This is a genomic window from Moorena sp. SIO3I8, from assembly GCF_010692325.1.
In the GTDB taxonomy this organism is placed as follows: domain Bacteria; phylum Cyanobacteriota; class Cyanobacteriia; order Cyanobacteriales; family Coleofasciculaceae; genus Moorena.
The window spans coordinates 1-1,188 of sequence record NZ_JAAHHW010000445.1 but is presented as its reverse complement, the minus strand read 5'-3'; the positions used below and the strand labels follow the sequence as shown (position 1 = coordinate 1,188).

Annotated in this window: 2 protein-coding genes; both read right to left on the bottom strand. The window is 39.9% G+C overall.

Annotated features, from left to right (window positions below):
• Positions 1 to 105 precede the first annotated feature (105 nt).
• Positions 106 to 945 (bottom strand): phage baseplate assembly protein V, encoded by an 840-nt coding sequence (locus tag F6K51_RS37770; protein ID WP_293031426.1) that lies wholly within the window; start codon positions 943 to 945, stop codon positions 106 to 108.
• A gap of 87 nt (positions 946 to 1,032) precedes the next feature.
• Entirely contained in the window at positions 1,033 to 1,158 is a 126-nt protein-coding gene (locus F6K51_RS37765) for a hypothetical protein (protein ID WP_293031423.1), read from the bottom strand.
• Positions 1,159 to 1,188: the final 30 nt, after the last annotated feature.

Here is a 1,188-nt window from a genome sequence, read left to right as displayed (position 1 = left end):
AACCCATAAGCTGTTCGCGTAGCGTGTGCGTAGCACATTCGCTGATACCTGATTGCTGATTGCTGATTGCTGATTGCTGATTGCTGATTGCTGATTGCTGATTGCTTAATTAATTGATACCGTATTACCGGTAATCTTCACGTCTTTACTAGCTTTAAAGTGCATCCCCTGCTTAGTTTCAATTTTGCTACCATTAGCATTAACTTTAAATGACTTATCTGTCTTCATATCCAGGTTATTCTTAGCAGTAACTTTGATATCTTCCTCGGAAATAATTTCGATACCCTTACCACCAAGCTTAAGTTTGCCTTCTTTAGACTCAATGGTAATCGAATTATCCTTAGTATTAATAATAATGCTGTTTTTGCCAGTTTTGTCAATTACTTCAATTTTTTCCTTATCCTTAGTATCATCTAAGCGAATAGTGTGACCACTTTGGGCAATTACTTCAATTTTGCCTTTGTCCTTAGTATCATCTAAACGGATAGTATGTTGATTATGGGAAATAACCTCAACTTTTTCTTCATCCTTAGTATCATCTAAGCGAATAATATGACCACTACGGGACTTTATTGTACGCTTATTAATCGTCTTTTTTTTACTATCTTCTTTGTCTTTTTCAGGAGACTCAGGCGGTTTATCTTTGCCATTCCATAACCCCCCTAGGATATAGGGAAAATTGATATCACCTTGTTCAAAAGCTACCAGCACTTCATCGTTAACTTCCGGCAAAAAGTAAATACCACGGTCATTACCAGCCATGGGAGTTAATACCCTAGCCCAATAGCTTTCATCACTATCGGATAGCCAAGGAAACTTGACCTTAACTCGCCCCAAGTTTTCCTCATCGCCATTGTTAGTCACTATTCCCATAGTCACCCCATAGAAACGACCTCGTATTTCAGGGGGACCTAGCAAATTAGTCAGTAAATCGATGCTTGTCATAATTGATAGTTTGTTAAGTAGATATTTATGGTTTTTTAGGGAACAGGGAATAGGGAATCGGGAATAGGGAACAGCGGATCTGGGAATTTAGAATTTAGAATTTAGAATCGGGAATCGGGAATCGGGAATCGGGAATCGGGAGTCGGGAATCGGGAATCGGGAATCGGGATTAGCAACAATAACACCAAACTCCCCATCTCCCCATCTCCCCATCTCCCCATCTCCCTACTCCCTACTCCCTAC